The organism is Candidatus Phytoplasma gossypii (genome assembly GCF_030586975.1).
Classification (GTDB): Bacteria; Bacillota_I; Bacilli_A; order Acholeplasmatales; family Acholeplasmataceae; genus Phytoplasma; species Phytoplasma citri.
In genome coordinates, this window is record NZ_JAOSIT010000020.1 from 1 (window position 1) to 10,618 (window position 10,618).

A 10,618-nucleotide genomic window follows, 5' to 3' on the forward strand; every position below is an offset into this window, starting at 1 on the left:
AAAATTCTCGAGCCTTTTCTCTACCTTGACCAATTTGTTGTTCATTATAGCTATACCACATACCATTTTTTTTAATTAAATTTAAACTTACTGCTAAATCTAAAATTTCACTAATTTTAGAAATACCTTTTCCATATAAAATATCAAAACTAACAGTTTTATAAGGAGAACAAACTTTAGATTTAACAATACGAACATTAGTTTTTACTCCAATAACTTGATCATTATCTTTAATTAATTCTGAGGTTTTTCGAACATCTAATCTAACAGATGTAAAAAATTTTAAGCCTTTTCCTCCAGGAGTAACTTCATTGTTGCCAAAAGTAATTCCTACTTTTTCTCTTAACTGATTAATATAAAGCAGAATAGAATTTGATTTAGAAACAATATAACTTTGTTTTCTTAAAGCTTGATTCATCATTCGAGCATGTATACCTACATAAGAATCGCCAACCTCACCATTTATTTCTGCTAAAGGAGCTAAAGCAGCTACAGAATCTACTACTATCAAATCAACAACATTATTTTGTATTAAAAAATTGGCAATATTTAAAGCATTTTCTCCGGAATCAGGTTGAGATATTAACATTTTATCTACATCAACTCCTATATTTTTAGCATAATTAATATCTAAAGAATTCTCGGCATCTATAAAAGCAACAAGACCTCCAGATTTTTGAGCTTCTGCTATCGCATGCAAAGCTAAAGTAGTTTTACCAGCACTTTCAGGTCCAAAAATTTCTACAATCCTACCCTTCGGCAAACCTCCAATAGACAAAGCTATATCCAATCCTAAAGAACCAGTCGAAATAGATTCTATAGGATCTACTTTATCAGAATTCATCTGCATAATACTGCCTTTTCCGAAAATTTTTTCTATTTCGCTAATAGTTTGCGTTAAAGGAGGTTTTTTAAATATTTCTTTATTCATTTACTAAACACCTCTTATATAATTTTACTAAAATTCATCATAATTATAAAAAAAGATAAATTTTTAATAATTTAAAAATAAATTAACTTCAAATTTTTTAGGATATAATCTATACCAGAAATCACAATTATAAAAATATTCAATATTAAAATAAAATTAATAATAAAATACATTTTTAAATTATATTCCGGAAATAATTGAGAAAAAAAACGTTCTAATTGAGCAGATAAAAGCATTATAATAATTGAAACAAAATTCAAAAAAGTTTTTAATTTACCACCAAAAGAAGAACTAATAATATGTTTTTTTTCAAAAGCTAATAATCGAATACCCATCACAATAAAATCTCTTATAATAGTAACTATCAAAAAACTTACAACATAATTAACAATTTTATCATTATCTTGGTGCAATAAATGATTATTTTGACATAAAATCAGCAAATAAAACGAAGAAATAATAACTAATAATTTATCAGCTATAGGATCAAAAAATTTACCAAAAACAGTTGTTTGACAAAATTTCCTTGCAATAAATCCATCTAAATAATCAGTTATAGATGCTACTATAAAAATAATATTAAAATAATTTTTAAAAATTTCTATTTCATGTTTTAATAATTTTAAATATAAAAAAGGTAACATACAAAAAACTAAAAAAATACGAAATATCGTCAATAAATTAGCTGTTTTTTTAATTATATTTTTCATATTCTAATCATCTTTCTAAAAATACAAAATAAATAATTCCAAAATAAATATTTTTATCATCAATTATATTTTATATCTTTGAACTATTTATTCCCATTAATAATAAAATTTATTATATTTATCATAATATTTGGTATTTTTATATGGATTTTTTATCAAAAAACACATTTATTTCTCCTTTCGAATATGAATTAAAAATTAAAAATTTCATTTTGATCAAAAATTACAATTATAATGGCATAATTTTTTTAAAGATAATTGTTAATAATATCTTTATATATTTTATTAAAATTGGAAAAAATATTATATATTTTGTTTATTAATAAAAAGTCAATTTTCATTACTAAATTTAAGAACATTTCATTTTCAATTTTTATATATAATATAACATAATGAAAAAATATAAAAAATAATTATTCTAAATATCAAAAAAATAATTTAAATATTAAAAAATAAACTTATATAAATCCCGTATTTATTAATAATAACTTTTATTTGAACAAATTAATCTTATACTTTTTAATCTTTTAATATAAAAGAAATTTAACTTAATAAATATTAAATATTATTAATAACTAAATTAACTAATAATTAAAATTATATAATTTATTAAAATATAACAATATAAATAAAAAATTGTCATGTTAATAATAATTAAAATTTAAAAGTAAATTTTAAAAAAATTTTATATAATTTGATTTTATCCAAATATAAATGATCTTTATTATGTTTTTGTAAAACAACTTTAAGAATACCTAATATTTATTATTATATTATTTTTTGTTATAATTAGATTGCGTTTGTTTAAAATTTAAATTCACTTTTTTAATTTAGGATTGTGTATGGTTTATTATCACGAAGTAAGATTTTATTAAATTTCTATAAATCATTAGAAAGTGAGATCGACTAAAACACATGAATTTCACCAGTGACAAAAATATATTATACAAAATATTATTATTTTTTATCATTTTCTTAATTTTATTGGGTCAAATTTTTTTTATTATGAATGTATTAGCTCATAATGAAGAAATAGAAGAAGAACATGAGAAATTATCTCAAACTCATAAACAACTATTAGAAAATTATAATAAAATAAAAATTGAACCTATTTCAGAAAAAAACAATAATATTAATTCAAATAAAAATTCTTTAAAACCTATATTAAATTCTTTACAAGAAAGTATAGAATTGCAAAAAAAGTTTTTTCAACCAAAAACAAATTCTTTCGATTTTTCTTTACAAAAATTAACTGATGAAGCTGCCCAAAGTATTATAGTTTTTAAAAATAATGAAGAAGAAAAAATCGATCATATTAAATATTTTAATAAATTTGGAGAATTAATAAGCAAAATCTTTTTAAACAATGAAAATAATTATTATAAAAAAATAGAAGAATATCAAAATAATCAATTATTCAAAACAACAGTTTTTGCTGATGATTATCAATCGGAATTAATTTCCTTTTATAAAAATAATAAAATTAAAACTGAAATATTAAATGTATATAATAAAAATACTAAAACTTTCATAACACATAACATTGCAGAATATGATGATGAAGAAAAATTAATAATAACGAGTTTTTATCAAAAAACTGCTCCTTATAAAATAGACAAAAAAATTTATTGGAATAATGAACAAAAACCGATAAAAAGCGAAAGTTTTAAATATATTGATGATAGATTAAACGCTATAGAGGAATTTAATGCAAATCAACAAATTACTAAAATAACCATTTTCAATCCAAATCAACAAATATCTTCTATTCAAGAATTTAATTACATCACTAATGAAGTTTTAATTGAAACTAAATTTTTCGATAGCAACAATAAATTAACCGAAACAAAATTTGATGTTAAAACTAATAAAAATATCATATCCGAGCCTGATTTAATAGATACAAGATTCCGTATTATGTGAATATATCTCCAAAAATTATTATAAAAAATTAATTTTTAATCATTAATTAAAATTTCATTTATAAAATAAAAAATTAAAATTATTCTAAAAGTACCAAAATTTTTCTCATAAATGTTTTTAATTGAAAAAAAATTTCTCCAAATAATAAAATATTAATATATAAATTTATAAAACAAATTAGAAGAAATTATAAATGTAATTTTAGTAGTAATCTAATTTAGCAAAAATAACGATATTAATAACTGAATATTCAAAACTTAATATCTAATCAACATATAACGATATATTTTAAATATGCATATTTTAAAATATGCATATTTTTTTTTAATCTTAGTAATATTTTTTAAAATTAAAATACTTTTAACTTAAAAATAAAAATTTAAAATATCAAATCACAAAATGAACTAATAAATTGCAATATTGAATACGGATAATAGATAAAAAATATGTTAGATATTATAAAAAAAATAAAAAAATTAACTAAAAAAATAAATCAGGCGAATTATGAATATTTTAATTTGAATCAATCTTCTTTAAGTGATCAACAATATGATGCATTATTACAGGAATTGATATATCTAGAACAGAATTATCCGCAATATAAATTAAAAAATAGTCCGACTGATAAAGTAGGTAGTTCTTTGGATAATAACGAAATACCTAAAATAACTCATAGTAAACCTATGTTATCTTTAGACAATGCTTTTGACATTACAAAAGTAAAAAAATTTTATACAAAAATAATGGAAAAATATCCTCATTGTAATTTTATTACAGAATTAAAAATAGATGGTATAGCTATTAATTTAAAATATGAACAAGGAATTTTAACGCAAGCTACTACAAGAGGAAACGGCTTAATAGGAGAAGTAGTAACTCATAATATTAAAAATATCACAGATATTCCCTTAAAACTTTTACAACCAATAGATTTAGAAGTAAGAGGAGAAGTTTTTTTTAATTATGAAAATTTTAAAAAATTAAACGAAAAACATAACAAAGAACAAAAAAAATCTTTTGCTAATCCACGTAATGCCGCGTCCGGAACCATTAGATTATTAAATCCTAATATTGTCGCTTCTAGAAATTTATCTTCTTTTTTATATAGTATCGTAAAAACTTCGTTAATTGTTCATACTCAAAAAGAAGTTTTAGAATTATTAAAAAAATTAGGTTTCTCTGTAAATCCATATTATCATATAATTAATTCTTGGTCTGATTTAATTAACTTTATAGATTATTATATAGATTTAAAAACCTCTTTAAATTATGATGTAGATGGTATTGTTATAAAATTAAACCAACTCGATTTATATCCGAAAATAGGTTATACAAATAAATTTCCTAAATACGCTCTGGCTTATAAATTTAATTCCATTACAGGCGAAACTATAATCAAAAATATTTTATTTTATGTAGGCCGAACTGGCATAATTAATCCTGTAGCAGATCTTGAACCTATTATTCTTGATGGTAGTAAAATATCACGTGTGACCTTGCATAATTACAATTATATTCAAAATAAAGATATTCGTATTAATGATAGCGTAATTATTGTAAAATCAGGATCGATTATTCCTAGAATTATTAAAGTCATTATTAATAAAAGAGTTGCTTCTGCGAAACCTTTTGTAATGATTACAAAATGCCCTTCTTGCGATTCATTATTAAAAAAAGAAAATAATGGAATTAATTATTTTTGTATTAATTCCGAATGTAATGAAAAAAAAATACAAAAAATAATTCATTTCGCATCTAAAGAAGCTATGGATATCCATATTTTAGGTTCCCAAACATTAACTATTTTATTTAAAAACAAAATTATCAACAAAATTTCGGATTTATATATTCTTGAAGAAAAAAAACAACAATTACTAAAATTACCTTTTTTTGGAATTAAAAAAATTAACAATATTTTGGAAGCTATAGAAAAAAGCAAACAAAAACCCTTTGATCGCGTTCTATTCGGGTTAGGAATACAACATGTAGGTAGTAAAATTGCTCAAATTTTAACTAATAAATTTTATAATATATATAATTTAAAAAAAGCTACAATAGAACAACTAACTAAAATACACGAAATAGGACAAGAAATAGCTCATAGTATACATAATTTTTTTAATGATGAAGAAAATATTCAAGAAATTATTCAATTAGAAAAACATCAATTAAATTTTTCTACTCAAAATATTATTAATAATGTTGATGATAATTTTTTTAAAAACAAAAAAATTATTATTACAGGAACATTGTCGCAATATACACGTTCACAAATAATTCAAAATTTATCAAAATTAGGAGCTTTAATAGTGAATAATATATCTAAAAAAACTAATTATTTAATCTGTGGGGCAAATTACAGCGAAAAAAAACTTGAAAAAGCTAAAAACATAAACATTACTATTATTCAAGAATTAGAATTATATAAACTTTTATCACGAACTAAAAATAAAATATAAAAAGGTAATAATTATCAAAAATGAAAAATATCGGTATCGATTTAATTGAAATTAATAAAATTATTCAAATAGGATTAACCTCAATATCTAATCGTATTTTATCTATTTCAGAATATCAAATTTATAAAAAAATAAATTCTTTAAAAAGTAAAAGTTTTTTTTTAGCAGGAAGATGGGCCGCTAAAGAAGCAATATTTAAAACTTATCAAAAAGGTAATTTAACCAATAATTATTGCGACTGGTCTATATTAAACGACGATAAAGGAGCTCCTTATATAATAGATAAATATAATAATCGATTTATGATATCTATTACTCATACTGAAAAATACGCTTTAGCTTTAGTTATTATGTTATAATCTTGAATTAATTTTGATAAATATTAATTTCTTTTTTAAAATTATTTATCGCGAAGATAGTTGTAATATATCGAAAATTACTAATTTTTTTGAATTCTCTTTTTAATCAATAATTTTCCATAATTAACCTCTAACATGAATTCGTTTTAAGGAATAATTAACAAATAAAGATCAACAATTCAGTTGATCTTTATTTTTAAAATCTCAATTATTTAAAAATTAATTTAATAACTATTTAATTAAATATTTATATATTAATTCATCAAAATTAAACTAAAAAATCAATTTATATTTTTTTAAAATAATCCAACATTAAAAAAAATAGCATTCAAGAATAAAAAGATTTAAAAATGATATTAACACTAATTATTATTTAATAATAAAAGCAAAACTTAATAATAAATAATTATTTTTGTAAATTTTTTTTCAATTTACTACCATAAATATTTAAATTCATATCAGGCGTTCCTAGATTTTTTGGTTGTAAAAAACTAACTAACATATGAGTAGAATTAAATATATTTATTTTCTGGATTAAATGAGAAGATAATTGGGAAGATAGTTGATTTTGCTCTAATGAAAAAATTTCTAATCGATTATCTAACTTATTATAATGCAAAGCAAAGCCTAATGTTTTTTCAAGATTATTATTTTTTATATATAAACGGATGTTTTGATCAATATAACAAGTAGCCTCGTGATTTTGTTTAAACATTTCATAACTTTCTATTGCTCCTGGAATCAAAAAATTACAAATTAATTTACTCGCGATATATTTCGTGGTTTGATTAATGCCAGTTTTTAAAATTTTTAAGTTTATTTGATTTTTAACTTTTTGAATTATTTGGGTTCTAATACGTTTTTTAAGAGAATCATTTCCAAGAATTTTTTGATAAAAATTTTGAAGATTAAGACCTAATTCGGCCATTTCTACCTCGGATGCTTCATTAAAAAATATATCTTCATAAGGTATTTTATCTACCTCGTTTTGAAAAAAATTCTCTAATAAATCATAACTCATAGAAAATAAAGAATTCGACATCTCACAATTACAAAAAGTTATATCAACATAAGAAATTTCCTTTAAATAATCAGGATCAAAAAAAAATATACCTTTTTCTGGACGATATTGAATAAAATATTTAACAAATTGATTAATAAAAGCAATTTGATCATCCGAATCATTAATATATTTATCACCAGTTACTTCTTGTGCTGTATCTAAAACTTTAAATATTCTATTAACAGGGAATAATAAATTACTCACTAAAACAGTAGTATTTTTTATAATTTGTTTAGTATTAGCAAATTCTTTATAAGTTTTACAAGGCATTCTTTTGAAAGGAAAAAGATTATAAAACACATAAGCTTTGTCAGAAAACATATGACCTTTTTCATGGCGCCAATAAATAGCGTTATGCTTTGTATTATAATCTTTTTCATAATTAGCAATATCGAAAGCACACAATTTTAAAAAATTATTATTTAATAACCAAACGAATTGAATTAGAAATAAAAATATTAAAAATTTATTTAATTTTAATAATTTCATATTTTTATAATCTCCATAACTTGGATTTTAAATTTAAAAAATTTTAATATTATGTATCCGAATTACACTAAATAACTAGAAATGTTAAAATTAATATCCGTTTAATTTATATTCATAAATTTTTAAGATAATTTAATTTTCTTTTGAGTTTTTGGATAGCATTTTTACGTATTTTTTGAACTTCTTTAGGAGTTATTTTTAAAGAAAAAGCTATTTCTCGATAAGAATTTTTTTCATGACATGAAAAATTATTAAAGAAACCGAAACTTAAACCAATAATTTTAAATTCTGATGAATTTAAAGTTTTTCTTATTTTTTTAATCCAAAATTCATAATCTGTTTGTTTTAACCAATTTTGATGAGGATTTAAAGAATAATTAGCGAAAGAATAATAAATAGTTTCTTGAAAATTAGTATTAATTATAAAATAATTTTTTTGAGGAACAACTGGAATATGACTATTTCGAATTAATTCGCGAATAACAAATTTAATAGTTGGTTTAGCATAAGCTATAAAATCATAACCTTGATCTTGATAATAACCTAAAGCACGAATTAAACCTAAAAAGCCTTCTTGAATTAAATCTGATTTATTCAAAATAGACGGATAATATTTAAATTGATTAACAATTTTGTAAACCAAAGGCGCATGAACTTCAATCAATTTATTTCTAATAGATAAGTTATTTTTATCTTTTAAAAAAAGTGAAAATAATCTTTTTCTTGGCATATAATTCCTTTCTAAAACGTTCTTTAAGTTAATAATTAATAAAACAAATCTTGAAAAGATATTTTGTAAATTAAAAATTTCTTTTTAATAATTCAAGATTTTTATTATGTAATAAAAATATTTACCAAATAAACAAACTTAAATTAAAATTATCTTCTTATAAATTATCCAATTTGTTTTTTTTAATAATAAGAATATGCGAACATATAACTTATCGAAATTTATATTTTTGGTATATATAAAACATTTAAAATTAAATTTCATTTGTTCTTTATTTAGTTAGGTAAAAAAGTTTAAAATTTCTTATTAAAATAAAAAAACAATATTTTAAACATAAATATCGATATAATCTAAAAAGTTAAATAATAGTTTATTAAAAATTTATTATTTATATAAAAATTAAATAAATAATTAATACTATAAAAAAATTATTAATAAATTATTATTTTTGGCATAAATAAATTATTAAGATATTGAAAAAAACATTTTAATCAAATATAACTAACATATTCTGCTAAAATAACATATCACCGCACCGCACCCTAAAAGTATTACAACTAAATAATTGCTTAATAATCATTAAGATCAACTTATCAGTTGGTCTTTTTATTTTTTAAAAAGAATAAAAAGTGAAACTTCAGCTTTTCTAAAAATATTTTTAGAAAGGGGACTCATGAATCGAAAAACATTATTTTTACTTTTTTTAAAAGATAAAAGTAATTTTAAGTTACGCGAACAATTAATAATATTACATTTACCTTTAGTTAAAAAACTAGTTTATCAATTTAAATATTATCCGCGTTGTTTAACTCGAGCCAATTTAGAACAAGTACATCATGAATTTTTTTTAAAAAAATGAAAAAGAAATTAAGTGCCACCGAATTCCAAATTATTCATTTAAGTTTTGGGATTCCTTTAGGCAATATTCATAAAAATTACCAAAGCTGTTATACCAACACGGAAATTGCTGAACAACTCAATTTATCTTTAAGAAAAGTAGCAAATATAAAAAAGCAATCAAAAAATTAAAAAAAATATATCGAAAGAGCAATAAATTATGTTAAACAAAGTCCAATTAATCCGCCGTTTGAGCCATGATTTAGAAAAACAATACATTAATAGCCATCACGAACAAATTCCCAAAATTGATTTTCAATTAGCCGTTAATCACAAAGAACAAGTCCAATTTATTCCTTGTATCGCGTTTCGAAAATTAGCGGAAAATATGAGTCAATATTTACATAAAGGTTTCAAAGTATATATCGAAGGGAGTTTATCGATCCAAAAATATAAAAATCACGAAGGACAAACAAGAACAACGACAAAAATTATTCTCCAAAATGTCATCTTTTTAGATAATAAACCGCAAGATAATTTACCTTTTAACGATAAATTTAATGAACGCTTTTGGGCTTTTGAAAAGAAGAAGGAATTAAAAGATATAGATATGAGACAAGTTAAATTTTTTATTGATTATTCCGATTATCCTTATATTGATTTTAAGAAACTAAAAACTAAGAGGCACGGCCCTGTTTTCCCTCATTTATATAATGAATTCAAACATTATACTTATAAACCCATTTCTCACGGAACTAAAAAAGGAGAAGAAAAAAATTTAACTCAGGAACATTGTGTGTTAATTGATAGAATAATAAAATTATATGGCAACAAAAAAGCTCCTATTTTATCTAATTTGACACATCAAGAAGCTCCTTGGCGACTGGCTTGGGATAATAACGAAGATTGGTCTAAAAATGTTATTAAAGACGAAATAATAAAAAAATATTTTACGAAAAATTTCAAAAAAATAAAGTAATCTTATGAGTTGGTATTTCTAAAATTAGTGAAATTTTAGATTTAGCAGTAAGTTTAAATTTAATTAAAAAAAATGGTATGTGGTATAGCTATAATGAACAACAAATTGGTCAAGGTAGAGAAAAGGCTCGAGAATTTT

8 protein-coding genes and 3 pseudogenes are annotated in these 10,618 nt (G+C 21.1%); 7 read left to right on the top strand and 4 right to left on the bottom strand.

Annotated features, from left to right (window positions below):
* Together recA and pgsA are read right to left on the bottom strand one after the other, a co-directional pair.
* A partial coding sequence (gene recA, locus OC698_RS01945; protein WP_304513046.1) for a recombinase RecA occupies positions 1-931 on the bottom strand: 931 nt, incomplete at its 3' end.
* 71 nt (positions 932-1,002) lie between these two features.
* Positions 1,003-1,641 carry a CDP-diacylglycerol--glycerol-3-phosphate 3-phosphatidyltransferase gene (gene pgsA / locus OC698_RS01950; protein WP_304513047.1) on the bottom strand — a complete coding sequence of 213 codons (639 nt, stop codon included), beginning with the start codon at positions 1,639-1,641 and terminating at the stop codon, positions 1,003-1,005.
* A gap of 915 nt (positions 1,642-2,556) precedes the next feature.
* Here pgsA and OC698_RS01955 point away from each other — a divergent pair.
* From OC698_RS01955 to acpS, 3 genes are all read left to right on the top strand, one after another.
* On the top strand, positions 2,557-3,564 hold the full coding sequence (locus OC698_RS01955) for a hypothetical protein (protein ID WP_304513048.1): 1,008 nt from the start codon (positions 2,557-2,559) through the stop codon (positions 3,562-3,564).
* Between the two features lie 446 nt (positions 3,565-4,010).
* Positions 4,011-6,023 (top strand): NAD-dependent DNA ligase LigA, encoded by a 2,013-nt coding sequence (gene ligA, locus OC698_RS01960; protein ID WP_304513049.1) that lies wholly within the window; start codon positions 4,011-4,013, stop codon positions 6,021-6,023.
* Between the two features lie 20 nt (positions 6,024-6,043).
* Positions 6,044-6,382: a holo-ACP synthase gene (acpS, locus tag OC698_RS01965; RefSeq protein ID WP_304513050.1), complete on the top strand. Its 339-nt coding sequence runs from the start codon at positions 6,044-6,046 to the stop codon at positions 6,380-6,382.
* A 406-nt stretch (positions 6,383-6,788) separates the two neighbouring features.
* Here acpS and OC698_RS01970 read toward each other — a convergent pair whose 3' ends face one another.
* Positions 6,789-7,934 (bottom strand): hypothetical protein, encoded by a 1,146-nt coding sequence (locus OC698_RS01970; RefSeq protein WP_304513051.1) that lies wholly within the window; start codon positions 7,932-7,934, stop codon positions 6,789-6,791.
* A gap of 112 nt (positions 7,935-8,046) precedes the next feature.
* On the bottom strand, positions 8,047-8,664 hold the full coding sequence (locus OC698_RS01975) for a sigma-70 family RNA polymerase sigma factor (protein WP_304513052.1): 618 nt from the start codon (positions 8,662-8,664) through the stop codon (positions 8,047-8,049).
* Between the two features lie 673 nt (positions 8,665-9,337).
* On the opposite strand from OC698_RS01975, the pseudogene OC698_RS01980 reads away from it, so the two are divergent.
* From OC698_RS01980 to OC698_RS03255, 4 genes and pseudogenes are all read left to right on the top strand, one after another.
* A pseudogene (locus tag OC698_RS01980) lies at positions 9,338-9,698 on the top strand (hypothetical protein); the annotation flags it as partial.
* Positions 9,699-9,721: 23 nt separating this feature from the next.
* Positions 9,722-10,048, top strand: a pseudogene (locus OC698_RS01985) (single-stranded DNA-binding protein); the annotation flags it as partial.
* A 63-nt stretch (positions 10,049-10,111) separates the two neighbouring features.
* Positions 10,112-10,480 carry a Panacea domain-containing protein gene (locus OC698_RS01990; protein ID WP_304513053.1) on the top strand — a complete coding sequence of 123 codons (369 nt, stop codon included), beginning with the start codon at positions 10,112-10,114 and terminating at the stop codon, positions 10,478-10,480.
* 32 nt (positions 10,481-10,512) lie between these two features.
* Positions 10,513-10,618 (top strand): annotated as a pseudogene (locus OC698_RS03255) (recombinase RecA); the annotation flags it as partial.